Annotated in this window: 29 protein-coding genes; 22 read left to right on the top strand and 7 right to left on the bottom strand. The window is 56.5% G+C overall.

Annotated features, from left to right (window positions below; genetic code table 11):
• The first annotated feature begins 15 nt into the window (after positions 1-15).
• The 13 genes from A6764_RS20855 to A6764_RS20795 all read left to right on the top strand — a co-directional run bounded on the left by A6764_RS20855 (position 16) and on the right by A6764_RS20795 (position 11,616).
• Positions 16-1,449 carry a vWA domain-containing protein gene (locus A6764_RS20855; protein ID WP_065067659.1) on the top strand — a complete coding sequence of 478 codons (1,434 nt, stop codon included), beginning with the start codon at positions 16-18 and terminating at the stop codon, positions 1,447-1,449.
• A 22-nt stretch (positions 1,450-1,471) separates the two neighbouring features.
• Positions 1,472-2,923: a vWA domain-containing protein gene (locus A6764_RS20850; protein ID WP_065067660.1), complete on the top strand. Its 1,452-nt coding sequence runs from the start codon at positions 1,472-1,474 to the stop codon at positions 2,921-2,923.
• A 22-nt stretch (positions 2,924-2,945) separates the two neighbouring features.
• Positions 2,946-4,397, top strand: coding sequence for a vWA domain-containing protein (locus tag A6764_RS20845; protein ID WP_065067661.1), 1,452 nt, complete (start codon positions 2,946-2,948; stop codon positions 4,395-4,397).
• Positions 4,398-4,871: 474 nt separating this feature from the next.
• On the top strand, positions 4,872-5,672 hold the full coding sequence (locus A6764_RS20840; RefSeq protein ID WP_083989867.1) for a hypothetical protein: 801 nt from the start codon (positions 4,872-4,874) through the stop codon (positions 5,670-5,672).
• A 15-nt stretch (positions 5,673-5,687) separates the two neighbouring features.
• A complete protein-coding gene (locus A6764_RS20835; RefSeq protein WP_044897707.1) occupies positions 5,688-6,527 on the top strand; it encodes a hypothetical protein in 840 nt (279 codons plus the stop codon).
• 29 nt (positions 6,528-6,556) lie between these two features.
• Positions 6,557-7,273 carry a YciC family protein gene (locus A6764_RS20830; protein WP_029100841.1) on the top strand — a complete coding sequence of 239 codons (717 nt, stop codon included), beginning with the start codon at positions 6,557-6,559 and terminating at the stop codon, positions 7,271-7,273.
• A 37-nt stretch (positions 7,274-7,310) separates the two neighbouring features.
• Entirely contained in the window at positions 7,311-7,724 is a 414-nt protein-coding gene (locus A6764_RS20825) for a TadE family protein (protein WP_238551021.1), read from the top strand.
• Positions 7,725-8,390 carry a Tad domain-containing protein gene (locus A6764_RS20820; protein ID WP_065067663.1) on the top strand — a complete coding sequence of 222 codons (666 nt, stop codon included), beginning with the start codon at positions 7,725-7,727 and terminating at the stop codon, positions 8,388-8,390.
• A 48-nt stretch (positions 8,391-8,438) separates the two neighbouring features.
• Complete coding sequence (locus A6764_RS20815) at positions 8,439-9,749, top strand: VWA domain-containing protein (protein ID WP_065067664.1); 1,311 nt, start codon at positions 8,439-8,441, stop codon at positions 9,747-9,749.
• A 131-nt stretch (positions 9,750-9,880) separates the two neighbouring features.
• Positions 9,881-10,081 (top strand): hypothetical protein, encoded by a 201-nt coding sequence (locus A6764_RS20810; protein WP_029100837.1) that lies wholly within the window; start codon positions 9,881-9,883, stop codon positions 10,079-10,081.
• Between the two features lie 33 nt (positions 10,082-10,114).
• Complete coding sequence (locus A6764_RS20805) at positions 10,115-10,315, top strand: hypothetical protein (RefSeq protein WP_029100836.1); 201 nt, start codon at positions 10,115-10,117, stop codon at positions 10,313-10,315.
• A 52-nt stretch (positions 10,316-10,367) separates the two neighbouring features.
• On the top strand, positions 10,368-10,838 hold the full coding sequence (locus A6764_RS20800) for a vWA domain-containing protein (RefSeq protein WP_255309733.1): 471 nt from the start codon (positions 10,368-10,370) through the stop codon (positions 10,836-10,838).
• 13 nt (positions 10,839-10,851) lie between these two features.
• The gene (locus tag A6764_RS20795) at positions 10,852-11,616 is read left to right on the top strand and encodes a hypothetical protein (RefSeq protein ID WP_065067666.1); all 765 of its coding nucleotides are present in this window, start codon (positions 10,852-10,854) and stop codon (positions 11,614-11,616) included.
• 96 nt (positions 11,617-11,712) lie between these two features.
• Here the strand turns inward: A6764_RS20795 and A6764_RS20790 are convergent, their stop codons facing one another.
• Together A6764_RS20790 and A6764_RS20785 are read right to left on the bottom strand one after the other, a co-directional pair.
• Complete coding sequence (locus A6764_RS20790; protein WP_413542002.1) at positions 11,713-12,036, bottom strand: substrate-binding domain-containing protein; 324 nt, start codon at positions 12,034-12,036, stop codon at positions 11,713-11,715.
• A gap of 207 nt (positions 12,037-12,243) precedes the next feature.
• On the bottom strand, positions 12,244-12,825 hold the full coding sequence (locus A6764_RS20785) for a hypothetical protein (protein ID WP_035298890.1): 582 nt from the start codon (positions 12,823-12,825) through the stop codon (positions 12,244-12,246).
• 203 nt (positions 12,826-13,028) lie between these two features.
• On the opposite strand from A6764_RS20785, the gene A6764_RS20780 reads away from it, so the two are divergent.
• Positions 13,029-13,544, top strand: a complete 516-nt coding sequence (locus tag A6764_RS20780; RefSeq protein WP_065067668.1) for a GNAT family N-acetyltransferase — start codon at positions 13,029-13,031, stop codon at positions 13,542-13,544.
• An 8-nt stretch (positions 13,545-13,552) separates the two neighbouring features.
• Here A6764_RS20780 and A6764_RS20775 read toward each other — a convergent pair whose 3' ends face one another.
• The 5 genes from A6764_RS20775 to A6764_RS20755 all read right to left on the bottom strand — a co-directional run bounded on the left by A6764_RS20775 (position 13,553) and on the right by A6764_RS20755 (position 18,407).
• A complete protein-coding gene (locus A6764_RS20775) occupies positions 13,553-14,200 on the bottom strand; it encodes a VanZ family protein (protein ID WP_065067669.1) in 648 nt (215 codons plus the stop codon).
• A 23-nt stretch (positions 14,201-14,223) separates the two neighbouring features.
• The gene (locus A6764_RS20770) at positions 14,224-14,640 is read right to left on the bottom strand and encodes a hypothetical protein (protein ID WP_083989869.1); all 417 of its coding nucleotides are present in this window, start codon (positions 14,638-14,640) and stop codon (positions 14,224-14,226) included.
• A complete protein-coding gene (locus A6764_RS20765) occupies positions 14,625-15,011 on the bottom strand; it encodes a RidA family protein (RefSeq protein WP_083989870.1) in 387 nt (128 codons plus the stop codon). Before A6764_RS20765 ends, A6764_RS20770 begins: the two co-directional genes overlap by 16 nt.
• An 865-nt stretch (positions 15,012-15,876) precedes the next feature.
• Entirely contained in the window at positions 15,877-16,992 is a 1,116-nt protein-coding gene (locus A6764_RS20760; RefSeq protein WP_029100827.1) for an aminopeptidase, read from the bottom strand.
• Between the two features lie 215 nt (positions 16,993-17,207).
• Positions 17,208-18,407, bottom strand: coding sequence for an iron-containing alcohol dehydrogenase (locus tag A6764_RS20755; protein WP_035298894.1), 1,200 nt, complete (start codon positions 18,405-18,407; stop codon positions 17,208-17,210).
• A gap of 317 nt (positions 18,408-18,724) precedes the next feature.
• Here A6764_RS20755 and A6764_RS20750 point away from each other — a divergent pair, with 317 nt between their 5' ends.
• The 8 genes from A6764_RS20750 to purN all read left to right on the top strand — a co-directional run bounded on the left by A6764_RS20750 (position 18,725) and on the right by purN (position 26,314).
• Entirely contained in the window at positions 18,725-18,916 is a 192-nt protein-coding gene (locus A6764_RS20750; RefSeq protein WP_029100825.1) for a hypothetical protein, read from the top strand.
• Between the two features lie 455 nt (positions 18,917-19,371).
• Complete coding sequence (gene purC / locus A6764_RS20745) at positions 19,372-20,091, top strand: phosphoribosylaminoimidazolesuccinocarboxamide synthase (RefSeq protein ID WP_035298896.1); 720 nt, start codon at positions 19,372-19,374, stop codon at positions 20,089-20,091.
• A complete protein-coding gene (purS, locus tag A6764_RS20740; RefSeq protein WP_029100823.1) occupies positions 20,084-20,332 on the top strand; it encodes a phosphoribosylformylglycinamidine synthase subunit PurS in 249 nt (82 codons plus the stop codon). Before purC ends, purS begins: the two co-directional genes overlap by 8 nt.
• Before the next feature lie 3 nt (positions 20,333-20,335).
• Positions 20,336-21,028 carry a phosphoribosylformylglycinamidine synthase subunit PurQ gene (gene purQ / locus A6764_RS20735; protein WP_029100822.1) on the top strand — a complete coding sequence of 231 codons (693 nt, stop codon included), beginning with the start codon at positions 20,336-20,338 and terminating at the stop codon, positions 21,026-21,028.
• Positions 21,009-23,252, top strand: coding sequence for a phosphoribosylformylglycinamidine synthase subunit PurL (gene purL, locus A6764_RS20730; protein ID WP_264622346.1), 2,244 nt, complete (start codon positions 21,009-21,011; stop codon positions 23,250-23,252). The genes purQ and purL overlap by 20 nt, the downstream gene beginning before the upstream one ends.
• Complete coding sequence (purF, locus tag A6764_RS20725) at positions 23,237-24,655, top strand: amidophosphoribosyltransferase (protein ID WP_065067672.1); 1,419 nt, start codon at positions 23,237-23,239, stop codon at positions 24,653-24,655. The genes purL and purF overlap by 16 nt, the downstream gene beginning before the upstream one ends.
• A 13-nt stretch (positions 24,656-24,668) precedes the next feature.
• The gene (purM, locus tag A6764_RS20720; protein WP_044897752.1) at positions 24,669-25,709 is read left to right on the top strand and encodes a phosphoribosylformylglycinamidine cyclo-ligase; all 1,041 of its coding nucleotides are present in this window, start codon (positions 24,669-24,671) and stop codon (positions 25,707-25,709) included.
• A complete protein-coding gene (gene purN, locus A6764_RS20715; RefSeq protein WP_176703325.1) occupies positions 25,706-26,314 on the top strand; it encodes a phosphoribosylglycinamide formyltransferase in 609 nt (202 codons plus the stop codon). The genes purM and purN overlap by 4 nt, the downstream gene beginning before the upstream one ends.
• Positions 26,315-26,341 lie beyond the last annotated feature (27 nt).

Here is a 26,341-nt window from a genome sequence, read left to right as displayed (position 1 = left end):
GGTGTTGTTGCGGTTATGAAGGTAAACACGGTTAAGCTTCTCTCCACCCTCCTGGCATGTTTTCTTTTCTTGTCAGCATGCTCATCCGATGAGGAGAATCCAACCGATACAAATGCTCCAGATGCTTCAACAACCCAAACTCAACAACCTGTTACTGATCATCAGATAGGGGAATCAACACCTAAGGAAACTCCCAACAGCCGGGAGGAAAAAATAAAGTTGCTCAAAGCACTGATCCCGGACGGCCTGACCAAACGCCCGGAGACAGCGGAGGAGTTTTACAACCTGCCTCCGGGGCGATTTTCCGGTGTCCAGTATGGCAAGCAGTATGAGGAGATCGAAAAGGTACTGCAGCAATTCCCGAACATCGAAAACCCCGATCCCGAAATAATCGAACTGTACTACCTCGCCCTGCTCGGCCTGTTTGCCGAAGATTACCCGGAACCGCAGGAAATCATCAACCAGATCAAGCTTGCTTCATTTGGCAGCCCGGAAATGGATGATCCGCGTTTTCAGTTCAAGGAGCAGTACAACGTGATGATCGTGCTGGACGCCAGCGGCAGCATGGGCAATATGGCGGGCGGCAAGACGAGAATGGAAGCGGCCAAGGAAGCGATCCGCTCGTTTGCCGCCTCCCTTCCCGCCGGTGCCCGGGTGGGACTGCGCGTCTACGGACATGAAGGGACAGGATCGGAAGCAGACAAAGCGCTTTCCTGCAGCAAAAGCGATGTGATGTATCCCCTGCAGGCGTATGACCGGCAAAAACTGGACAGTGCGCTGGCGCAGTTCAAGCCTGCCGGCTGGACGCCGATTGCCCTCGCCCTCGAGCAGGCGCAGAAAGATTTGCAGTCGTACAAAGGGGAGCAGAACACCAATATCATCTACCTGGTCAGCGACGGGATCGAGACATGCGGCGGCAATCCGGTAAAGGTGGCAAAACAACTGGCCGACTCTGACGTGACGCCCATCGTAAATGTCGTCGGCTTCGGAGCGGACGGGGAAGCGCAGCGCCAGCTCAAGCAGGTAGCGGAAGCCGCAGGGGGCCGCTACGTACTGATCCAGGATCAAAAGGAACTGGAGAAGGAATTTCAGCAGGCCGAAGAGATTGCCCGCAAATGGTTTGAGTGGAGAAGTGGCGCAACTTATGATGCCTTATCAAAACAGCTTTCTCAAGGAGGGGAGATTCTTGCTTTTGGATTTACCTGGGATCAAATGGAAACGCGTGAAAGCAATAATTTTCTCGGGGCTTTTTTAAAATTGGAAGGGAGCAAAATTTTGGAAAAAAGCACCATTACCAAACTGAAAGAGCTCGAAAAAATACAGAGCAAGTTGATCAAACAACGCGGGAACGAACTGAAGACTTTCCTTGAAAAATTGAACGCCAAAACATATAAAGAAGCAATTGACGCGATCAACCAGCAATATAGCGAAAATGTAAAGAGAAAATAGCTGATGCAAGGAGGTGGAGGAGATGAACAGACAAGTAAAAAAGGGACAAATGCTGATCGCCATCCTTCTCGCATGTTTCATCAGTCTGTCAGCTTGTTCGGGAGAAGAGCAATCGACCAGCACAGACTCGTCCGAAACCTCCTTGCAGAGCACCGACATGGAACAGGCAAAGACGGCAGACAGCAACCCTGCCGAAGAGACCATATCCAAACAAACCGCCACCAGCCGGGAAGAGCAGATCGAGGCGCTGAAAGCACTGATCCCGGATGGCCTGACCAAACGCCCGGAGACAGCGGAGGAGTTTTACAACCTGCCTCCGGGACGCTTTTCCGGTGTCTCGTATGGCAAGCAGGATGAGGAAATCGAAAAGGTGCTTCAGCAATTCCCGAACATCGAAAACCCCGATCCCGAAATAATCAAACTGTACTACCTCGCCCTGCTCGGTCTGTTTGCCGAAGATTACCCGGAACCGGAGGAAATCATCAACCGGATCAAGCTTGCTTCATTTGGCAGCCCGGAGATGGATGATCCCCGTTTTCAGTTCAAGGAGCAGTACAACGTGATGATCGTGCTGGACGCCAGCGGCAGCATGGGCAATATGGCGGGCGGCAAGACGAGAATGGAAGCGGCCAAGGAAGCGATCCGCTCGTTTGCCGCCTCCCTTCCCGCCGATGCCCGGGTGGGACTGCGCGTCTACGGACATGAAGGAACGGGATCGGAAGCAGACAAAGCGCTTTCCTGCAGCAAAAGCGATGTGATGTATCCCCTGCAGGCGTATGACCAGCAAAAACTGGACAGTGCGCTGGCGCAGTTCAAGCCTGCCGGCTGGACGCCGATTGCCCTCGCCCTCGAGCAGGCGCAGAAAGATTTGCAGTCGTACAAAGGGGAGCAGAACACCAATATCATCTACCTGGTCAGCGACGGGATCGAGACATGCGGCGGCGATCCGGTAGAAGTGGCAAAACAGTTGGCTGACTCTGACGTGACACCCATTGTAAACGTCGTCGGTTTCGGAGCAGACGGGGAAGCGCAGCGCCAGCTCAAGCAGGTAGCGGATGCCGCAGGGGGCCGCTATGTACTGATCCAGGATCAGCAGGAGTTGAAGAAGGAGTTTGAACAGGCAAGCAAGATCGCCCGAAAATGGATTGAGTGGAAACGTGGGGCAACTTATGATGCTTTATCAGAAAAACTCTCTCAAGGTGTAGAAATCAGTGTCTATGGATCCACCTGGCAGCGAATGTCAGTTCGCGAAAGCTATAATTTTCTCTCTGCCTTTTACGAATTAGAAAGACGCAAAATATTGGATAAAAGCACCATTACCAAACTGAAAGAGCTCGAAAAAATACAGAGCAAGTTGATCAAACAACGCGGGAACGAACTGAAGACTTTCCTTGAAAAATTGAACGCCAAAACATATAAAGAAGCAATTGACGCGATCAACCAGCAATATAGCGAAAATGTAAAGAGAAAATAGCTGATGCAAGGAGGTGGAGGAGATGAACACACAAGTAAAAAAGGGACAAATGCTGATCGCCATCCTTCTCGCATGTTTCATCAGTCTGTCAGCTTGTTCGGGAGAAGAGCAATCGACCAGCACAGACTCGTCCGAGACCTCCTTGCAGAGCACCGACATGGAACAGGCGGAGACGGCAGACAGTAACCCTGCCGAAGAGACCATATCCAAACAAACCGTCACCAGCCGGGAAGAGCAGATCGAGGCGCTGAAAGCACTGATCCCGGACGGCCTGACCAAACTCCCGGAGACAGCGGAGGAGTTTTACAACCTGCCTCCGGGACGCTTTTCCGGTGTCTCGTATGGCAAGCAGGATGAGGAAATCGAAAAGGTGCTTCAGCAATTCCCGAACATCGAAAACCCCGATCACGAAATAATCAAACTGTACTACCTCGCCCTGCTCGGCCTGTTTGCCGAAGATTACCCGGAACCGGAGGAAGTCATCAACCGGATCAAGCTTGCTTCATTTGGCAGCCCGGAGATGGATGATCCGCGCTTTCGGTTCAAGGAGCAGTACAACGTGATGATCGTGCTGGACGCCAGCGGCAGCATGGGCAACATGGCGGGCGGCAAGACGAGAATGGAAGCGGCCAAGGAAGCGATCCGCTCGTTTGCCGCCTCCCTTCCCGCCGGTGCCCGGGTGGGACTGCGCGTCTACGGACATGAAGGGACGGGATCGGAAGCAGACAAAGCGCTCTCCTGCAGCAAAAGCGATGTGATGTATCCCCTGCAGGCGTATGACCGGCAAAAACTGGACAGTGCGCTGGCGCAGTTTAAACCTGCCGGCTGGACGCCGATTGCCCTCGCTCTCGAGCAGGCGCAGAAAGATTTGCAGTCGTACAAAGGGGAGCAGAGCACCAATATCATCTACCTGGTCAGCGACGGGATCGAGACATGCGGCGGCGATCCGGTAAAGGTGGCAAAACAACTGGCCGACTCTGACGTGACGCCTATCGTAAATGTCGTCGGCTTCGGAGCGGACGGGGAAGCGCAGCGCCAGCTCAAGCAGGTAGCAGAAGCCGCAGGGGGCCGCTACGTACTGATCCAGGATCAAAAGGAACTGGAGAAGGAATTTCAGCAAGCCGAAGAAATTGCCCGCAAATGGAGGAAGTGGAAGGATGGGGCCTCTTATGAAGCACTTTCAGCCAATTTATCGCAAGCAGTAGATATCAGTGTATATGGTTCCACCTGGTATCGATTAACCGTTCGTGAAAGCTATAATTTTTTATCTGCTTTTATGGATATGAGAAGGCTGAAGATACTGAATGAACAGACGATAGAGGAACTGGAAAAAATTGATGAGCGGCATGAAAAATTGGCAATCCAAAGGGGCGACGAAATGGAAGCCTTTCTCGACGAGTTGAATGACAAGACGTACAGGGAAACCATCGATGCGATCAACAAGCAGTACAGCAAAAACGTGAAGGTAAAGTAACAAATGGACAGGAGGGCAAAGGTCGTGCGAAGTAGAGGGAGAAGGCCTTGGTTGGCTGGTATCTTCGCCTTGTTGATTCTGTTGATGAATGTATTCCCGGTGGTGGTGCTGGCGCAGCCGTACGTACCGAGCCTGGGAGGGGAAACTTATCAGGCTCCCCAACTGCAAGCTCCCGATTTGCAGGCTCCCCAGCGGGAAACACCCCAATTGGAAGTACCGCAATGGGACGTGCCTGATTTGGAGCCGCCGCCTGGCAGTCCGCCTGTGCTGCAGACTCCGCATGGTGATACACCTCATTTGCAGCCGCCAGCAGGCAGTCTCCCTGGACTTCAAGCGCCCCGCGGCACAGTACCCGCATGGGAGTCTCCTGCTGGACGTGTGCCAGCCCTCCGCCCCCCTGGAGGCAGCGTGCCTGGCCTGCAGGCTCCAGATGGATCTTCGCCTTCCCCAACACCGGGAGCAGGGGTCCCCGGAGTGCATCCCCCGGGCAGCAATCCCCCCAGTCTGAACCCGAACGGCGGATCGGCTGATTCCGAGCCTTTTGGCGAGACATTGGCATACAAGATGCTGGAGCTGTCCTTCAAGGATGTGATTGGCGGGACACTCAGCTATTCAGCCGGCTTGCTGGAAGGCGGAACCGTAACGGCCAGGCAGGGCGGAGCCGGCTATGCCAATTTTTTATTTCAGCTTGGGCTAAAGGGGATTGATATCGGCCTCCAGGATACGCCGTATGGCAATCTGACAGGGCTTGCGTTGGATGGCTTGGGTGCCAAAGGGGCGTATGACAGTTACAAATTTATTGTACAGAGAAATACGACCTCCATGTTAGGGGGAATAAGTGCACAGCGTTCGATTTCAAACAGCGTGCAAGGCGTTACAGGTGCTGCGGGTGCTGTACGAGTGCCCGGAATCGTTACCGGCTTAAATGTTGGTGTTGCTGCCATCAGTCTTCCATTTGACATGTATAATACGGTCAGCCAATTTCGGCAGGCGTATGATTCCAGGTTGGGTGAAGACAAGCAGAATGAAAAGTTTGTGGATGGGATAGGCAGCCTGGGAAGCACCTTTATGGACGCGGGGATTATCGCCTCCGTCATTCCGGGAGGACAGCCGATAGCGGTTGCGCTTGTCGTGACAGGGGGTGTACTCTGGGCAGGAAGCCGATTGGTAAAATGGTCCAACAAAGCCTCGGGAGGAGCGCTTTCAAAAGGAATCAGCTCGGTTCGCAAAGGAATCGGCAAAGCAATCGGATGGATGAAGTCCATCTTTTCATGACGGAGGATGCAGCACATGATTGTGAGAGAGACAGCAGAAGTCCGCAAACAAATCAACAACTACAAACGCTTCCTGGAAAAGCCGGAGCTGTTTAACCATGCGGCACTGCTCAACGACCAATTCTATTACAACGTACAGTACTGGCGAATTGGCAAAAAAGAAGCGGTCGGATATCTGATCCTGCGCAGCGACGGAAGTGTGCCGCCGCGTTCGGAAGCATTACCGGTAGTAGAGCGGTTTATGGTCCATAACAACTCGGCCACGAATTTTCTGACGACCTTGGCAATTGAAAAAGAAAAACCCGTATGGATGTACGAACAAAAGCGGGATTATCTGCGCCAGTTACTCCCTTATTGTGAACCAATCATGGATGTACAAACCCGCAAGGATGCTCATGATTTGATTGAGGTTTGCGAGTACATGATTGAAGGCCAGGATAAATTGCGAGAGATGTATGACACTGGCCTGCGCTATCACAAAGAAATGGTTGCACGCAATTATGTGGTGGAGGAAGACGTCAAATTGATACGGGAAATTTTGTACGAGTCCGATTTCCTGATGTACCAGGGCGTGCGCATGCAGGTGGACGTGCAGGATGCTGTAGATCGTCTTTACGCCTGGTTTCAATCCATGGAACGCAACCTGGGAGAACAGCGGAAAACCGTAACAAAGCTGCTTCATCTTCTGGGCGATTACAAAAGAAGCGGAGTCAGAAGAACGATGGAAAAGTCGGTTCGGGATATGGAAATAAAGGGGGTAACGTACCGGAATGTCGAGGAAATGAAGCAAGCTTTTGACGAGAAAAACAAGGAGATTTTACAGGATAAGGTTTTTGCGATTCTGCGCAATCCCTAAGCGTACGGGAACAAAGGAGGTGCAGATCAATGAATCCGATGAAAGAAAGCATACGGTTTTACACGCGACATATCGAAGCGCTGCTGCTTCTGTCGGGGGTGATTCTGTTTCCGTTTCTGCTGGTCCACAATTTTACGATCAATTACGTCAATTTTCTGGCTGCCCTGACCGGCGCCCCGATTGTGTCCAGCTTTTATAACCTCTTCCTGCTGCTTCTGTTTTTGACCGTGGTGCAAATCGTGTTTGCCCAATATGTGATAAGCGAGCTGGAGGGGGAGGAACGGCCGCTTCGCCATGCGTTCCGCACCTTTTTCGAGACAGCGTTCTCCGTGTTTCTGTTCGGGATCGTCTATGTGCTGGCGGTATGTTTCGGGCTTATGCTGTTTGTCGTGCCGGGGGTGGTTCTCTTGATCCTGTTTTACCTTACGCCGTTTCTGGTCGTGCTGAAAAAGAGATCGCCCTGGAAATGCATGCGGGCTGCCTATGAACTGGGAAAACGGCATTTTGTTCCGCTCCTCGGTCTGATCCTGCTGGCAAGTGCGGTCCAGTGGCTGATCAGCCTGGCCGGGCTTGTCTCCGTCACCTACATCACGACCAGCTTTGGGGCGGTCTTCTTCACCCAACTGCTGCTGACCGTGCTTGTCTTTCCGTTTTTGGCGGTCATGTTCACGATGTACACCTACAAGTGGAGCGAAGAGAGCGTACACCGCGCCAGTGCGGATGCGGCAGCGGCGGTGGAAGGGTAACATGGGCAGCAGCCAGCAAACGGAGGTGACATTACGGATGGGTGAATCGGTCCATTGCCTGAACAATGAAAAAGGCTCTGCCACCGTGGAGTTTATCGGGATTTTGCCGTTTGTCTTTCTCATTCTGCTGATTCTCTGGCAGTTTTTAACCGGTGTCTACGCCGTCATCATTGCCCAGTCGGCAGCAAATGAGGCGGCCAAAGTATATGCCGTCACGAGAAATTTGGACGAGGCGATGAGCGCCGCGCAGCATATCGTAAGCTCCGCCGGCGGGGGCATATCCTATGACAGCGGCGATTCGCACATTTCCGATGAGGGCAGCTACTTTACGGCGAGAATCGGTGTCGATCTCGACCTGTTCTTCATTCCTGACATAATCAAGCAGAACATGGCGGAGGAAGATAAAGTCATTTCGCTTGGCCGCGAGGTTCGGGGACGGGTGGTTCATTGAATGGGACAGGTGAAAAAGCTGCTTGGCAACCAGCGGGGAAATATGACCGTTTTCGTTCTGACGATTTTTTTCTTTCTGTCTCTCGTCATGTTCACGCTGCTCTTCAACATGTCCAACATCTTTGTAGACAAGGAAGTGGCGGCCAACAGCGCGCAGCAGGCGAGCATGGCGGCTGTGCAAATCATTTACGAAGAGGCGGAAGAAGCCATACGCGAATACGACAGGTCGATTGCAGGCATGCTGAACCCGGACTTTATCATGGGGGAAGTCGATCGGGAAAAGATGCGGTTGCGCAGCGCTCATCCTGATTGGTCGGAAAGCGAGGTCCGCTACCATGCCATTGATAACGTGCTGCTTTCACATGTACCGGCAAATGGTTCGCTGTATGGTTTTCTCTATCAAGGCTTGGCCTCTGCACAAGATGAAATTCCCGAAGTAGTAGGGGAAATCTTGCAAGCCAACGGTGCGACGCGCAGCGGATCGGTCGTCACCATGTTTGACAGTGACATGCGGATCGAGGTGGAAACATCGGTCCGCTACCAGAGCGAAACTGTTGGACTGGCGTTCCTGAACACCGATACGGAACAGGTGAAGCAGACGGCGAAAAGCAGACGGATCGCTTTTGCCGAAGTGATGGGATGGGGCGGGAAACGCATCACCTTGTAAGCATGACGACACAGCAGACAAACAAGACGCCGGGGAGGCGATCACTACATGGCGTTCAAAAACAAATGGTCTCGAATGCTGGGCGGCTTGGTTCTGACCATGTCGCTTGGCGGTTGTTCATGGGGAGCAGCCGTTACAGGATCAGCGCCGAACGCTTCCCGCTTGCCGCAAACCACGCAGGAATTGATCGCCGCACAACCGGGCCCGCTGGCCGGCACACATTTTTATCTGGCCCACGATCCTCAGCGCAGCGACATCGCGAACATACTGGATCGCCTGCCCCCCCTGGTAGACGGCTTGAATGAAGCGATGGTGCAGGCGTACGGGGAGAAGCTGCTTGCCCTGTTTGCCGAAGACTACGCAAGTCCGCAGACCGTTGTGGACCGCTGGCGTGTGGCGTCTTTCGGCAGCCCCGACATGGAAGATGCCCGGTTTCAATTCAAGGAACATTTCAACGTGGAAATCATTTTGGACGCGAGCGGGAGCATGGCCGGAAAAATCGGCGACAAGACCAAGATGCAGTTGGCCAAGGAAGCGATTCAAGCATTTGCGGAAAGCCTCCCCGAGGGGGCGAGGGTGTCCCTGCGCGTCTATGGACATAAAGGCAGCAATGCCGACGAGCACAAACAGCTCTCGTGCGGCAGCAGCGAGCTGGTCTATCCGCTGCAGCCGTTCGATGCGCAGAGGCTGGCGGAGGCGCTGCATCAGTTTGAACCGACCGGCTGGACCTCGATCGCCCGCTCCTTGCAGTTGGCACAGGTGGATCTGGCTGCGTTCGGAGCCGAGGACAACACCAATGTGATCTATCTGGTCAGTGACGGGATCGAGACGTGCGACGGCGATCCGGTCGCCGCGGCCAAAGAGCTTTCCCGGTCGCATATCATGCCTCTCCTGAACGTCATCGGGTTCGACGTCAATGCCGATGGGCAGAAACAGCTCAAGCAAATTGCCCAGGCGGCCGAAGGGTTGTACGCAAACGTGACGAATCAGGAGCAGTTCCAGGCAGAGCTGGAGAGAGCCCGGGAGATTGCGGAGAAGTGGGAAAAGTGGAAGCGGGACGCGCTGTCGGAAGCGGATGCGGTCCGCATCGACAGGCGCAAGTGGATCGACCGGTACGACCGGGATTGGTATGAAAAGAACTGGCGGGAAAGTCTGAACGTGGGGGCGGCGATCGAGTATTTGGCCGCCACCGGGAAGATCGGCAGCCAGGCAAAAACGTACCTGACCCGGATGCGGCAGGAGCGGGAGGCGTTGGTCACCCGGTCGAAGGAAGAGCTGACGGCCTATCTGTTGAACCTGACAGAGAAATCGTATGAAGAGATGAGGGCGGAAATCGAGCAGAAATACCGAGGGGAGTGAAGCAGGTTGGCCATGTTTGAAGGAAACTTTTTGATTTGTTGAACGTATCTTTCCAGTATAGTTCTCAAGCATGGTAACAGAGATGGTCATATGATTCGGCGCGATCCGCCAGATGAAAGGAGAGGGATGTCTTGACGGGAAAAGAAGAAAAGATGCAGCGGTTCTTGAACGTTTTGGGGATCTTTGTATATGGCATTTGCCTGCCGCTCTCTTGTCTCTTCATGGTTTTGGGTGAGCGGATTCCGTACGGTCTCATTGCAGCCTGGGTTCTCTTCCCGTATATGGAGCAGTCGGCCATGGAACAACTTCGTCGAAAGGAAGCGAAACGATGATGCTCCAACAATTGCGGATGGAAGGTGTGTAGCATGTCCAAGCAGGTACATAACTGGCAGCGATTTTGGAAGTTCATGATGATCTACTTTTACGCGTTTATCGTACCCGCCACCGTTTTGCTGGCAATTTTCCGGAAGGATCTTCCCTTCGAGCTGCTGATTCTTGCGGTCGCACTGCCGTTTATCAAGAGAAATCACCTGAATTTCGTCAAAAAGAAACATGGGTCAACCTAGTCCAGCCAACGCTAGAAACAGTGTGATCGAGGGAGGAGGGAAGCGGGCATGTGTGTCATCGTCGCGCAGTCGGCAGCCAATGAAGCGGCCCAAGTATACGCGATCACGCAAAATAAAGGCGATGCGCTGGCTGCCGCCAAGCACGTTCTCCATTCGGCGGGAGGGGGCGTCGGTTACAACAGTGGAGAATGTGATCGATCTGGTCAGTGACGGGATCGAGACGTGCGACGGCGATCCGATCGCCCCGGCCAAAGAGCTGTCCCGGTCGCAAATCATGCCTCTTCTGAACGTCATCGTGTTCGACGTCAATGCCGATGGGAAGAAACAGCTCAAGCAAATTGCCCAGGCGGCCGAAGGGTTGTACGCAAACGTGACGAATCAGGAGCAGTTCCAGGCAGAGCTGGAGAGAGCCCGGGGGATTGCGGAGAAGGGGGAAAAGTGGAAGCGGGACGCGCTGTCGGAAGCGGATGCGGTCCGCATCGACAGGCGCAAGTACATCCAATACAGTTCTCAAACACAATAACGGAGATGGTCATATGGAAATGTTTATTGTCTGCCTGTTTTCATCAGTTCCACTCCTGCTTCTGGTTTTTGGTTTTATTCGATCGTCGCGTGTATTGAAACGCATCGGCCTGCTCTCGTACATTGCCATGGTGGGGATCGTTTTTGCAGTTCATTGGTATTTCCATTCCGTTTATGGATTTCCATTTTTTCTTTCCTTACAGGAATCGGCGGTTGCTATTGTCGTCCTTTTTCTGATGGGAGTTTTTTTTCTGTTATCTGTAATCATTGCCCACTTTAAAACCCCAAAATCGGTTCGCAATACAAAAGCGGTTTCCTTGTTCCTGCTGGCTCTTTTCGCACACGTGTCTGTTCTCTGTTTTTTCCTTTTTCCTCTGGGCGGCAAATGGGAATATGCAAACCTGTTGAATCGCGCGGCGAAAGTGTTTGAGAAGGAGGAGAACATCAGGGATGGCAAGATTCGTGTTGAACTGGTGTTTTCCGCCCCGAGACCATGCTGGCGGAACTGTTCCGATCAAGATTACCGCAATCTGTTTATGGTGAAAAATTATACGAATCAGCCGATGCACGTACAACTGAAGATTGAAGTGTTTAATGCCCGAAAGGAACCATTGGGCCACATTGAGTCTCTTGAAACCATTCTCCAGCCAGGTGAATACCGTCCGGTGATTGCCAAAGAGACCAATGAAGAGCACAGCGTATGGGATCAATGGACGTTTACGTCAGATGAGCAAGTCGCTTATTTTCGATACTGGTATGACGCCAGACCAGAACGATGACGGTAGTGAAAGGCGGCGCCCTGTGCAAGGAAGCGGACAGCGTCGGAGGGGGAGGATCCGCCTCCTTGAACATGAGCGAACATGAGCGAAAGCCTGTCATTCCGGCTGCTTCTGAAACAACCGGATCACGTTTTGCAGCATGTCCCGATGAGGTGCCGTTTTCCGGTACACGGCACAGATCGGCAGGGTGAGGCGAAAGGCGGGCAGAGGGACGAGCCGCAGCTTTCCCCGTTCGACCGCTTCCTGCACGCTGGAGGCAGGCTGCAGGGCGATGCCGAAATCGGCCTGGACCAGTTTTTGCTGCGCAGCCAAACAGTCGGCGTCGATCCGCAGCCCGGGCCGGATGCCCGTCTCCTCGATCCATTGGTCCAGCATCGCGGTGATGTGCGAGGAAGGGCCTTTTCGCGCCGGGAAGGCAATCCACGGGATGTCGTTCAGGCAGAGCGGGAAAGCGGTCGCGCAGCTCTTTCAGCCTGTCGGTAAACGGCGTTTCCGCCAAGGTGGCGGACATGGCGATGCAGGCGGTCGTCCATCGGAACCAGAAAGGAGGGGAGAGGGATGGCGGTACGCGCAACGGAACGGCAGCAGGAGCGGAATCCGGCCAGGTGAGCGCAGCCCGTTCAGCCGTTAATCGTAGGCGAAGGTCACCACCTGGTTGAGCGCGGTGTCGACGCCGACCGCGATGGTTTTCAGGCCGTCGGTGTAATAGAAGAAGCGCCTGCTCGTCTCCGGGTCGTCAGCCGACGCCCTGACGAACCGGATGGCAGAGGGAGTCAGCAGCTTTTCGGTGCGTACGAATTCCGCTGCTTTTCGCTCCAGCTCCGCTTCGTTCAGGCTGCTGGTCCTCTGCTGCCCGTCCGGTCCGATGACGTCGATGGACAGGGAGAGCACCTGCCTGGTTTTGGGGTCGATGACGGCGTGAACCCCCGCGATCTCGCCCGCTTGCGCCTCCCGGGTCAGGAAAGCGTGAACGGGCACCCCTCTGTATATGGGCGACCACACGCCGTCTTCGGCCCTCTCAGCCGGGTCTTCCAGCGTGATGTTCCGCTCGCGGGTGTCGACGTCCACGTGAAAATACTGCCTGACGGCGGTCTGCGCGATGTAGGCCGCTTCCTCCTTTGTCAGGCCCTGTACGTCATCAGGCGAATCAGCGCATCCGGCCGCCAGGATGACGACCAGGGAAACCACTAGTCTCCGCCATTTTTTCATACCGGTGTTCCTCCAAGCTCGACAGTCATGATCCTCCACTATCGTAGCAGGGACGGGCGGTTTCGCAAATCGATTTTCCTTTCCGTTTTCTTACGAAGTTGTAATGTTCGCAGCAGAAAAAACAAGTAAATTGTGTATTCTCTAAAACAGGGATAAAATGGAAGCTGCTCGATAAACGAATCATGTAAAGGGGAGTCATTCACTTGTTCACCATTCGACCAGAACAAAATGGGGATGCGGCTGCCATAAGAGACGTGCATACGCGTGCTTTCCAAAGAGAAAACGAAGCCAGACTGGTGGAGGCCATCCGAGCATCAGCGTTTTTTGTCCCGGAATTATCCTTGGTTGCGGTTGCCGACGAAGTAATCGGTCATATCCTATTCAGCATCATCTCGATTGAAACCGGGAAGGGAAGTGTGTCCACCTTGGGACTTGCTCCCATGGCCGTCAAACCTGACTGGCAGCATCAAGGTGTAGGTTCCGCCTTGGTCAAAGAAGGATTACAGGCGTGCAAAGCATCGGGCTTTGAACATGTTGTTGTGTTGGGACACCCTGCGTATTACCCCAGGTTCGGTTTTCAACCCGCAAAGACCAAAGGAATTGAGCCGCCATTCCCGGTACCTGATGAAGTGTTCATGGTCTATGAAATCAAGAAGGGCTCGCTGAACGATCGTAGCGGCAAAGTGAAGTACCCTCCTGCCTTTGACGTTGTGACCTAGCTCATGCATCAGCAATCGATGGACGAGCTGTCAGCGTTCTCTTCCCGCGTGTTTGTGCGTGAACGCGAACAGACTTCATGCATGTATGCAAGCAGCGCATTCGGCGGGAGCTTTACCCTTTCCACCGAAACGGTAAACAGCCAGGCAAATATCTTGAACAGCAGAAAGCCGAACAGTACGCCCGTGAAGTTGTGGATAACGTCATTGATATCCACGTACCGATACGGAAACCCTAGCATGAGCGAAAGAAACAACTGCAACAGTTCAATGGTGACCCCCACTGTCAAACCGACAAGAACCAATTTTTTCAGATGAATGCGCGTAAGAAAAGGAATGCCGAATCCGAAAGGGATCGTCAGCAGCACGTTCAGCAACATTTCGCGATCAAATCCATTCCGCATGGAGCTGTCGCTGAACGGAATCAGGTTGATTCCTTTTGAAAAATCGATGGCGGGTCCGGCGTGTATCGCAATTACGCGAGGATCAACGGGAATGGGAAACAACGTATACTTGAGGACATGCAGCACGTAGACGCAAAAGACAAAATAGAACAGCAAAAAGGGGTACCTCTTTTTCCGGGCAACCTTCAGAATCAACATAGACAGCAAGATGACAGCCATTCCTATGTAAAACGGTGAACCTTCAAACAGCAGCACGGGTTGCCCTCTCCTTTACCGGGTTATTCGTGAGCTTCGACATCTGGTGATAAATGAAAAATAATGGAAGGGTGCGCAAGGCTCGTGACCATGTACTTGTATCGAGGGTAGCGATCAAGACAACGATGGGCACGTTCATGGAGCACGGTCGCGCTGGCAGGGAGCTCGACCTGCTTATGCCGCACGCCACCGGCGTTTCCAAAGCGACCAATGTTGCTCGATACGCCAAGAACCTGCTTGAAGCCGACGTACCGAATCTGCTGATAGGCTGGCATCGCGACGTGGACGATATATGGCGTAAAGAACTGGTGCAATTTAAACCGACCGTGTATACGGGAAGTGAGAGTGACCGCCAGGAAGACGAAGCAGTTCGATGGTTTCTCGAAGGAGACACCAATGTAGGCGGCATCAAGCCGCCGATTCATCAGCGTGCTGCCCATGCTTCCACTTCAACCTTTATGTGGGGTTGAGCTAAAGCTGAAACATAGGCCATGGTCGTTGCCGGTGGATTCCCGTCATGGAATTCGTTCCACAACGCCAGAAATTTCTCCCGATCAATTGATTCCGTTAGCCAAATATTTATTTTGATTATTCCTTCACACGTTACACCTTCACTACTTAAAATACGCGTCACATTGTTAAATGCGTTTCTTAGTTGTTCTTCAACATTTTCTGGTATATTTCCATCCAAGTCTGTTCCAACCTGCCCGGACAGAACGAGTAAATCCGCATCTCTTGGGATAATGGAAAGATGTGTATAAACTCCAATCGGAGGTGCTACATTGTCTGGGTTTTTTCGAATAACTTTCAAATTGATACCTCCCAACCAATTATTAGGGGATTATACCATATCTATGAAGGTTTTAACACAACATTATGTGTGACAAGGAGGAATCTGGATGAATCAGACGCAGGTCATTACAAAATGCTCAATATGTTAAATTCCTATGTGCAAAATACAGTAACCATCTGTTAAAGCTCTATCAGCGAGGTTTGCTAAATCTTTTAGTAGCTTAGTTAATTCAGTCCTATCGCATCGTATTTTTTCATAACCACCTTCCTCAATTCTTTCGCTGCTTGAGTGAGTGTATGCACCTTTAAGCTGAAAGGTCTGTGGAGCAAGGGAGAACAGGGTGCACCAGGAAAGACAGATGCCCCTGAGGAGAGCAGCGCCACCATCCTGGACAATTGTGACACCATGGTAATTAAGGCAGTAATCTGCGGGAAAATTCCGTTTTCCTGGATTATGGGTGGGTATCCACATAAGTGAGTCCCAGATGTAAAGTGGGTGAAGTTTGGGGTTGGATTCCAAACCCATCCGAACGCATGGCATTGGATGGGATCAGGAGACCAACAGCTTCGTATTCCCAACCGAGAGGCAGTAACGGGGGATGTGCTTGGGGTTACGTCGGAAAAAACACGCCCCCTGCTCGAAAAAAACAGGAGGCGTAAAAAAGAAGCAGATCACCCTTGCGCTCTGCAACTCAGTGGTCTACTTCTCCAGCAATCGAGCCGTCCCCTTGTGGGAACGTCTATTGTGCAGACCGTAGGTGTAGGCGCACCTGCGGTCTTATGCGTTTATTCCAGTTCTACCACATATATAACGGTAAACGGATCTTCGGGATTCAGCCTATTCTTGCGTGCGTATACGTGGTCATACGCCCTTTTTCACACGCTTACACCAGATTCTCCGGATTGAGCCCTTCCAGTTCCGGCAGGACAAACCGGCCGTCTTTGCGGATCAGGACGTCGTCGAACCAGATCTCGCCGCCGCCATACTCCGGACGCTGGATCTGCACCATGTCCCAGTGGATGGAGGAGCGGTTGCCGTTGTCGGCCACGTCGTAGGCGTTGCCCGGCGTGAAGTGGAAGCTGCCGGCGATTTTTTCGTCGAACAGGATGTCCTGCATCGGATGCAGGATGTGCGGGTTGAAGCCGATGGCAAATTCGCCGATGTAGCGGGCGCCTTCGTCCGTATCGAGGATTTCGTTCAGCACTTTGGTGTTGGAACTGGTCGCCTCTACGATTTTGCCTTCCTTGAACGTAAGCTGCACGTCGGTAAACGAGGTGCTGTGGTAGTTGGTCGGCGTGTTGAAGTAAATCGTGCCTTCCACGGAGTCGCGAACCGGCGCGGTGTACACTTCGCCGTCCGGGATGTTCCGCTTGCCGTCGCACTTGATTGCCGGGATCCCTTTAATGGAGAAGCGCAGGTCGGTTTTCGGGCCGACGATGCGGACGCGGTCGGTCCTTTCCATCAGTTCCTTGAGCGGGTCCATCGCCTTGGACATTTTCGCGTAGTCCAGGTTGCAGACGGAGAAGTAGAAGTCTTCAAAGCCTTCCAGACTCATGTTGGACAACTGCGCCATCGACTTGTTGGGATAGCGCAGCACGACCCAGCGCTTTTTCGGGATGCGCTCGCCGAAGTGCACCTGCTTGTAGAAAATGCGGGAGTAGAGGCCCATCTTTTCTTCGGGGATGTCGGAAAACTCGTTGATGTTCTCAAACGCGCGCACCGCGATGTACGCGTCGACGTCCTGCATGCGCGCCAGCTCGTGCTTGGCGAACAGTTCCATGTGCTCCTCGCTGGTCCCCTGGATCAGTGCCCGCAGCACTTCCTGATCCTTCAGCGTCACCAGCGGGAGGGCGCCTACGGCAAACGCCTCGCGGACGAGGGCCCGCACCAGCGGCACCTGCAGGCCGGTATTTTCGATCAGCACTTTTTCCCCTTTTTGCAAATTGAGCGAATAACGGATGAGACGGCTGGCCAGTTCGTTAATCCGTGGATCTGCCATCGTTTGGAACCCTCCATTAGTAAAAATTTTTTTACTATATCTGCAAGTATAGATTTTTCGCCGCACACATGCAACCAAGCTCCGCCACATGCATGGCGGAGCCGTATGTTTCAGGCTGCCCCTGCTGATTGGATGGGCTTACAGCGGGCCCGGCCGTCCCGAACGTCCGGACAGGCCGGCGTCCGGGAGGGGAGGCGGGCCGCTGCGCACGGGAGTCACAGGCACGCCTCGTAGATGGCGATGACATCCTGCTCATGCAGCGGCCGGGAGCTTGCCAGGTGGCCGGCGCCCCGTCCGCCGATGCGCACCGCTTCCCGCGCCAGCTCCGGCAGGGCGTCGCGCGTGACGCCAAAGTCGGAGAGGCGCTGTGTGATGCCCATCGCTTCGTACCAACTGCGGACGGCCTGGATCGCAGCCCGTGCGGCGGCCTGGTCGTCCGCCTCCGTGACCCCGAAGCACTGACGCCCCATGCGGGCCAGCCGTTCCGGGCGGTCGGGCAGAATCACCTGTTCAAAGTACGGCAGGGACAACATGGCCAATCCCCGCCCGTGGGCCATGTCGTAATAGCCGCTCAGCGGGTGCTCCACGCCGTGCAGCGGATAGCCGGCTCCGCGCCCCGACAGGGTAAACGGGCTGATCGCCAGCGTACTCGTCCACAGCAGGGTGGCGCGCGCTTCCTCGTGATCGGGCTGGCGGATGGCTGTTAGCGAGTGTTCCACAACCAGTCGGATCAGCGTCTCCGTAAAGCCGTCCTGCACATGCGTGCCTTCCGCGCTGATCAGATACGATTCGAACAGGTGGGCGAAGATGTCGGCGCACGCTTCCGCGGTGACGTGGGGCGGCACCGTGTAGGTAAGCGCCGGATCGAGGATCGCCACCTTTGGATACAGCCCCGGGCCGTTGATCGACGATTTTTCGTGGCTTTCCCAGTGGGTCAGCACGCTGATGTTGTTCGCCTCCGACCCGGTCGCCGCCACGGTGGGCACGGTCAGCAGGGGGAGCGCTTCCTGTACGGGCACCAGCTCTTTGGCCGTGCCGCTGGGATTGCCGCGCAGGTAATCGTAGATCGGCCGGCCGGAGAGGGCCACCGCCGCAATCGCTTTGGAGGCGTCCATCACCGAGCCGCCGCCGAGCGCGATCACAAAGTCGCATCCGTGTTCGCGGGCGAGCGCCGCTCCTTCGTCCACGGTGGTGGTGCGCGGGTTGGGTTCTATCTTGTCAAACAGCACGTACTCCACTTGTTCTTCCGCCAGCAGCGACTGAACGCGGTCCAACAGACCGGTCCGTTTGGCCGAACGGCCGCCGGTGACGAGCAGCGCTTTGCGGCCGAGCGCTTTCGCTTCCCGCCCCAACCTGGCGATTTCGCCGGTGCCGAAGAAGATCCGGGTCGGGAATAACACCTCAAACGGAAACATGCGGACTCATCCTTTCCCTGAAAAATTTATCCTCTACCAGTGTAGCACAAAAAAGGAAAGCCGCCGCAGTCCGAGCGCATTCGCCCAACGGCTCTCATGCTGCGGCGCGTTTCCCTATCTCTGCAGGACGGGGAGGGGTGGCTGCGCATCGTGAGAGAGAGGTTTTTCTGGATAAGGGCATGCGTTCAGGAGCCGGGGATGCGACGGCAAAATGGATACATGTGGGCTGTGGCAAACAGGGATCTCCGGGATTTTTTTCGGCAAGCTGGCCATCCTACATCGTAACAGCATTCCATGAAGACTGGAGGGGACTGCGGATGACTGCGGAAAACCGGTTTCCGCCCGCCATGCGAAATGTCGGCGATCCTGCCGAGATGAGCCCGCTGGAAAACGAAAACGCCGCTCCAATGGTGGAGATCAGACAGCCGCTGCAGTACGGCGAAGCGCTTGAACACCGTGACGCGAAGTCCATTGCCGAGATGCGCGAAGAGCGGTTGGAGCCGGAGTGAACACAACGCCCTTCTTGTGAATAGAAGGGCTTGTCTGCATGCGTTTATGCGCGTAAACGACATGAGCCGGAATCATTCGGCTGACAGGGGTTGAAGCGCAAGCGTAAACGTAAACGATTCTTCCAGTTTCATCACGTATTGTACCTGTAGAGTCCGGGCATCCGGACTTTTTCTCTTTTGCTGCGACAGGCAGCCGCTGATTGGCCCCCTTATCTCTGCAGGGCGGAGCGCAGTCCGAAAGTCACCGCATAGGGAAAGAATAAGGCACACATGATTGTTTGCCGAATGATGAAATCGTCAACTTGAGGGATATTACATAAATTCCCGAACATTTGTCGAAGGTTAATCTGCTCATTTTCGTTGATAAATGCGTATGATTATGTTTTAATGGAGTTGAAATGTTCGTGAATATTAAGCGTTACGCAACCTTTTGATCGGGGAAGGTGACTCCGCAAGTGGAAAAACGGGAACAACTCTATGAAGGCAAGGCAAAGCGCATCTATCGTACGTCTTTAGCCGATCAATACTGGGTGGAGTACAAGGACGACGCCACCGCGTTCAACGGGGAAAAGAAAGGCACCATCGCCGGAAAAGGTGAGCTGAACAACCGCATCACCGCCATCTTTTTCTCACTGTTGAAAGAGCGGGGCATCGACAACCACTTTATCCGCCTGCTGTCGCCCACGGAGCAGTTGGTCCGCAAAGTGGAGATCATTCCGCTGGAAGTGGTCGTCCGCAACATCGCGGCGGGTTCCCTGGCCAAGCGGTTGGGATTGGCGGAGGGGACGGTCCTGCCGCACCCGGTCGTGGAGTTTTACTATAAAGACGATGCACTGGGCGATCCGCTTGTCAACCACTCTCATATCAAGGTGCTCGGAGTCGCCGGCGAAGACGAACTGGCCGTGCTGGAGCGAATCGGCCTGCAGGTAAACGAGGTTCTGCAGGGCTACCTGCGCGAGCGCGGCGTGATTCTCGTCGACTTTAAGCTGGAGTTTGGACGCACGCCGGAGGGAGAAATTCTCCTGGCGGATGAAATATCGCCGGACACGTGCCGGTTCTGGGATGCCGAGACGATGGAGAAGCTGGACAAGGACCGCTTCCGCCGCGATCTCGGCCATGTGGAAGAAGCGTATCGGGAAATGCTGAAACGATTGGGAGGAGAAGCACATGTGTAAAGCTGTGGTATACGTGACGCTGCGCCAAAGCGTGCTCGACCCGCAAGGACACGCGGTCAAGGGAGCGCTGCACACCCTCGGATTTGACGAAGTGAAAGACGTGCGCATCGGCAAGTACATGGAGCTGGAACTGGACACGGCCGACCGGGCGCAGGCGGAGGAGCGCGTCCGCGCGATGTGCGAAAAACTGCTGGCCAACACCGTGATTGAAGACTACCGCTTCGACATCGTGGAGGGCTGAGCCATGCGAGTAGCCGTAATCGTCTTTCCCGGGTCCAACGCCGACATCGACTTGTACAACGCCGTTGAAGACGTGATGGGAGTGCCGGTGGATTACGTCTGGCACGCCCAGACCGACCTCTCCGCCTACGATGTCATCCTGCTGCCGGGCGGCTTTTCCTACGGCGACTACCTGCGCTGCGGCGCGGTCGCCCGGTTTTCGCCGGTGATGGAGCAGGTGGTCAAGGCAGCGGAGGAAGGCAAGCTGGTGATGGGCATCTGCAACGGCTTCCAGATCCTGACCGAAGTCGGTCTGCTGCCGGGCGCCCTGCTCCGCAACCGTTCGCTCAAGTTCCGCTGCAAGCTGTCGCCGCTGCGCGTGGTCAACAACGACACGCCGTTTACCCGCGACTACGCGGCGGGTGAAGTCATCCGCATCCCGATCGCCCACGGCGAAGGCAACTACTACTGCGACGACGAGACGCTGGCGCGGCTGCGGGCCAACAACCAGATCGTCTTCCGCTACGAAGGGGAAAACCCGAACGGCTCTTTGGACGACATCGCCGGCATCTGCAGCGAACGGGGCAACGTGCTCGGCATGATGCCCCACCCGGAGCGGGCCGTGCACGAATGGATGAGTTCCGCCGACGGACGGCGCCTGTTTACCTCGATTCTGAAGACATGGAGGGAACGCAACAGTGTCACAGCTCACTCGTAACGAACCGACCGCCGACCAAATCGCCGATCAGCGCCTGTACCGGGAGATCGGCCTGACTGACGAAGAGTACCAGCGCGTCGTGGACATCCTCGGCCGAAAGCCAAACTGGACGGAGACGGGACTCTACAGCGTGATGTGGTCGGAGCACTGCTCGTACAAGAACTCCAAGCCGGTGCTGCGCCGCTTCCCGACCAGCGGGCCGCGCGTGCTGCAGGGACCGGGCGAAGGCGCCGGGATCGTCGACATCGGCGACAACCAGGCCGTCGTCTTCAAGATCGAAAGCCACAACCACCCCTCCGCCATCGAGCCGTACCAAGGGGCGGCGACCGGGGTGGGCGGCATCATCCGCGACGTCTTTTCGATGGGCGCCCGTCCGGTGGCGCTCCTGAACTCGCTGCGCTTCGGGGAACTGACCTCGCCGCGCGTGAAATACCTGTTTGAAAACGTGGTGGCGGGCATCGCCGGCTACGGCAACTGCATCGGCATCCCGACCGTGGGCGGGGAAGTGAACTTTGACGCCACCTACGAGGGCAACCCGCTGGTGAACGCGATGTGCGTCGGCCTGATCGACCACGACAAGATTCAAAAAGGGGTGGCGACCGGCGTCGGCAACCCGGTCATCTACGTGGGCGCCAGCACCGGCCGGGACGGCATCCACGGCGCGACGTTCGCCTCCGAGGAATTGAACGACGAGTCGGAGAAAAAGCGGCCGGCCGTGCAGGTGGGCGACCCGTTCATGGAAAAACTGCTGCTGGAAGCCTGCCTGGAGCTGATCGACACCGGCATCGTCGTCGGCATCCAGGACATGGGCGCGGCCGGTCTCACCTGCTCCAGCGCGGAGATGGCCTCCAAGGCGGGCAACGGCATCGAGATGAACCTCGACCTGGTGCCGCAGCGGGAGGCGGGCATGTCCGCCTACGAGATGATGCTCTCCGAATCCCAGGAGCGCATGCTGGTCGTCGTGGAAAAGGGCAAGGAGGCGGAAGCGATCGCCATTTTTGACAAGTGGGGCCTGGCTTCGGCGGTCGTCGGCCGCGTGACGGACGACGGCATGCTGCGCCTGCTGCACCACGGCGAAGTGGTGGCGGAAGTGCCGGTGAAGACCCTGGCGGACGACGCTCCGGTCTACCACAGACCGTCGGCCGTACCCGCGTACTACGAAGCGAACGCAAACGTCGATCCGGTGGCCGCCATCCCCGAGCCGGCCGACGTCAACGAAACCCTGAAAGCCCTGCTGGCCCAGCCGACCGTGGCCAACAAGGCGTGGGTGTACGAGCAGTACGACCACATCGTCCGCGCCAACACGGCGGTCAAACCGGGTTCGGACGCGGCTGTGGTGATGATTCGCGGCACCCGCAAGGCACTGGCGATGAGCACGGACTGCAACGGCCGTTACGTCTACCTCGACCCGCAGGTGGGCGGCGCGATCGCCGTGGCCGAAGCGGCGCGCAACGTGGTCTGCTCCGGCGCGGAGCCGCTGGCGATCACCGACTGCCTCAACTTCGGCAACCCCGAGAAGCCGGAGGTGTTCTGGCAGTTTGAAAAAGCGGTCGACGGCATGAGCGAAGCCTGCCTCGCGCTGAACACACCGGTCATCGGCGGCAACGTGTCGTTTTACAACGAACGCAGCGGCGACGCCATCTACCCGACGCCGACCGTCGGCATGGTCGGCCTGATCGCGGACGTCGACCACATCACCACCCAGGATTTCCAGGCCGAAGGGGACGCCATCATTCTCCTCGGCGAGACCTACGCCGAACTGGGCGGCAGCGAGTATCAAAAGTGGGCGACCGGCTCCATCTCCGGCCGACCGCCGCAGCTTGACCTGGCCAAGGAAGCGGCTGTGCAGAAGCTGGTGCTCGACGCCATCCGCCAGGGGCTGGTGAAATCGGCGCACGACCTGTCGGAAGGAGGACTCGGCGTCGCGCTGGCGGAATCGTGCTTCGGCAGCGGGATCGGCGCAGCCGTCTCGCTGCAGTCCGACCTGCGCAGCGACGTGCTGCTGTTCAGCGAGTCGCAGTCGCGCATTCTGCTCAGCGTCGCGCAGGAACAAACGGACGCCGTTCTGGCGCTGGCAAAGGAACGGGGTGTGCCGGCACAGGTGATCGGAACGACCGGCGGCGAGCGACTGGTGGTGAACGTCAACGGAACGGAAGTCATCCATGCGCCGCTTGCCGACTTGAAAGCCGCTTGGAAGGATGCGATTCCATGTTTGATCGGTTGATCTGGGACAAACTGAACGAAGAGTGCGGCGTCTTTGGCATCTACAACCACCGGGAAGCGGCCCCGCTGACCTACCTGGGGCTGCACGCCCTGCAGCACCGCGGCCAGGAGAGCGCGGGCATCTGCGCCTCCGACGGCGAAAAGTGGTACAAACACCGCGGCATGGGGCTGGTATCGGAGGCGTTTGGCAAGGGCGACCTGGAGAAGTTTCGCGGCCACATCGCCATCGGCCACACGCGCTACACCACGGCCGGGGCGAGCAAGATCGAAAACGCGCAGCCGCTCTTTTTCCGCTACGCCCACGGCAGCATGGCCGTCGCCCACAACGGCAACCTGGTCAACGCCTCCGTGCTGCGAAAAGAGCTGGAGGCCAAGGGCTCCATTTTCCAGACGACGAGCGACACCGAAGTGATCGCCCACCTGATCGCCCGTTCGCCAAGCCGGGACCTGGCGGAAGCGGTCAAGGAAGCCCTGCAGCACATCAAGGGGGCGTACGCGCTGTTGGTGATGAACGAGCGGCAGCTCATCATCGCGCTCGACCCGAACGGACTGCGTCCGCTGTCCCTCGGCCGTCTGGGCGACGCCGTCTGCGTGGCGTCCGAGACGTGCGCCTTTGACATCATCGGCGCCGAGTATTGGCGCGACGTCCAGCCGGGCGAGCTGATCGTCATCGACGAGGACGGCATCCGCGAGACGACGTTTACGGACAAAACCGTCCGCTCCATCTGCACGTTTGAGTACATCTACTTTGCCCGGCCGGACAGCGACATCGACGGGATCAACGTGCACATGGCCCGCAAGCGGCTGGGCAAGCAGCTCGCGCTGGAGGCGCCGGTGGAGGCCGACGTGGTGACGGGCGTGCCCGATTCCAGCATCTCGGCGGCCATCGGCTTCGCGGAGGCGACCGGCATCCCCTACGAGATCGGGTTGATCAAGAACCGCTACGTGGGACGCACCTTTATCCAGCCGACGCAGGAGCTGCGGGAACGCGCCGTTCACCTGAAACTGTCCGCCGTACGCAAGGTGGTGGAAGGCAAGCGGGTGGTGATGATCGACGACTCGATCGTCCGCGGCACCACCAGCAGCCGCATCGTCCGCATGCTGCGCGAGGCGGGGGCCCGGGAAGTGCACGTGCGGGTCAGTTCGCCGCCGGTGAAGAATCCCTGCTTCTACGGCATCGACACGTCCACCCGGGACGAACTGATCGCCTCCACCAAAACGGTCGAAGAGATTCGCCGCATCATCGGCGCGGACTCGCTGGCGTTTTTGTCGGTGGAAGGCATGATCGAAGCGATCGGCCGCACGGACGCGGCGCCCAACAAAGGCCACTGCCTGGCCTGCTTCACCGGCCAGTATCCCACGGAGATCGAATTTGAGGCGGCACTGCCGGCAGACAAGTGTTAAGAGGGGAGAAACCATGAGCGAAGCATACAAGCAAGCAGGCGTCGACATCGAGGCGGGCAACGAAGCGGTAGAGCGGATGAAAAAGCATGTGAAGCGGACGTTCCGTCCCGAAGTGCTGACCGATTTGGGCGGATTTGGCGCGCTGTTTCGCCTGGATGCGTCCCGGTACAAAAAACCGGTGCTCGTCTCCGGCACGGACGGCGTGGGCACCAAGCTGAAGCTCGCGTTTGCCATGGACAAACACGACACGATCGGCATCGACGCCGTGGCGATGTGCGTCAACGACGTGGTCGTGCAGGGAGCGGAACCGCTCTTTTTCCTCGATTACCTGGCCTGCGACAAAGTGATTCCGGAAAAGATCGAGGCGATCGTCAAGGGCATCGCCGACGGCTGCGCCCAAGCCGGCTGCTCGCTGATCGGCGGCGAGACGGCGGAAATGCCGGGCATGTACGCGGAAGGCGAGTACGACATCGCCGGGTTTACCGTCGGTGTCGCGGACGAAGAGAAGCTGATCACCGGTGCTGGTGTGCAGCCGGGCGACGTGATGGTGGGGCTCGCCTCCAGCGGCGTGCACAGCAACGGCTTTTCCCTCGTGCGCAAAGTGCTGCTGGCGGATCGGGGGATGTCGCTGCACGACCACGTGGACGAGCTCGGCAAAACGCTGGGGGAAGAGCTGCTGACGCCGACCCGGATTTACGTCAAGCCGATCCTTTCGCTGCTCCAGTCTTTCGAGATCAAGGCGATGGCCCACATCACCGGCGGCGGCTTCACGGAAAACATTCCCCGCGTCCTGCCCGAAGGAACGCAGGCGGTGATCGACGTCGGTTCCTGGCCGGTGCTGCCGATCTTCCGTCTGGTGCAGGAGGCGGGCGGCATCGCCCCAGCCGACATGTACCGCACGTTCAACATGGGCATCGGGATGGTGCTGGTCGTCAAGCAGGACGACGTCGTCGACGTGATCGGCACGCTGCAGCAATTGGGCGAACAGCCGTACCTGATCGGCCAGATCCGGGCGGGCGAGCGGAAAGTCGTGTACAACGGGGTGGCGTGGTGAAACGGATAGCCATTTTTGCCTCGGGCAGCGGTTCCAATTTTGAAGCGATCGTGCAGGCGACGAGAAACGGCCGGCTGGAAGGCGCGGAAGTGGCGCTGCTCGTCTGCGACAAGCCGGGAGCCAAGGTGCTGGAGCGGGCGGAGCGATTGGGCGTGGAAGCGTTCGCGTTCGACCCGAAAGCATATCCGGACAAGGCGGCGTTTGAGACAAAGATCGTCGCCGAGCTGCGCAGGCGGGACGTCGCGCTGGTCGTGCTGGCCGGGTACATGCGGCTGGTGGGGCCGACGCTCTTGTCCGCCTACGAAGGACAAATCATCAACCTGCATCCCTCGCTGCTTCCGGCCTTTCCCGGCAAGGATGCGATCGGGCAGGCACTCGCCTACGGGGTAAAGATAACGGGGGTAACGGTACATGTCGTCGATGCCGGCCTGGATACCGGGCCGATCATCGCGCAGGTTCCCGTGGCGGTGCACGAGACGGATACGGCAGAGAGTCTCGCCGCCCGGATCCATGAAGTGGAGCACGAACTGCTGGTCGACGTGATCGGACAACTGCTCGCCGGCCGGATGAGGCTGGAGGGGCGGCACGTGCGGCTGGAGGAGTAAAAGCGGCCCTCTGCGGCGGGAACGATT

Source organism: Brevibacillus sp. WF146 (assembly GCF_001673705.2).
GTDB lineage: Bacteria > Bacillota > Bacilli > Brevibacillales > Brevibacillaceae > Brevibacillus > Brevibacillus thermoruber.
The sequence above is the reverse complement of the archived record's forward strand: the minus strand, read 5'-3'. Positions and strand labels throughout refer to the sequence as shown.